Here is a 616-nt window from a genome sequence, read left to right as displayed (position 1 = left end):
CTCCACCGAGATCACCGTGGCCCGCTCGGCCGGCGCGACCCGGGCGTGCAGCAACGCCGCCTGCGGCGCCGCCGTGATGCCCAGGCCGACGAAGAGCAGCAGGTAGCCCGCGGCGATGACCGCCACGCCGCCGGTGTCGCCCGCGACGGCGACGCCCAGCAGTGCCAGCGCGCCGAGGGCGATGCCCGCCACGCCCGCGCGGACCGGTGAGCCCAGGCGGGCTTGCGTCCACGGGCCGAGCAGGCTGCCCACCGCGTTCGCCGCGAAGCCCGCCGCGGCGACGACGGCGTAGGTCGTGGCGCCGCGTTCCCGGTCGCCGACCAGGTCGGCCAGCCAGCCGGGCGTGAGCAGCTCGATCGAGGCGAGGGCGACGCCGGCACCGGCGCCGGCCAGGAGCAGGCGGGCCAGCACGCCGTCGCGGACGCCGAGGCGCAGGCCCGTCGCGATCGTCGCCGGGACGCCGCGCAGCACCGCGCCGAGCGTGGTGCGCGGACGCGCCGGTTCGGGCATGCCGAACAGGGTCACCGCCAGCCGGACCAGCTCGATCAGCGCGGCCAGCGCGACCGGCCCGGCCAGCGCGGGCAGTGGGCCCACCCCGCCGGCCGCGAGCGGGAGC

General features: G+C 79.5%; 1 pseudogene. It reads right to left on the bottom strand.

From position 1 onward, the window contains the following. Positions 1-616, bottom strand: a pseudogene (locus Asi02nite_RS41320) (MFS transporter); the annotation flags it as partial.

This window comes from Asanoa siamensis, assembly GCF_016862555.1.
Lineage (GTDB): Bacteria > Actinomycetota > Actinomycetes > Mycobacteriales > Micromonosporaceae > Asanoa > Asanoa siamensis.
Note: the sequence above shows the minus strand (reverse complement) of the source record. Positions and strands in the feature narration are given on the sequence as shown.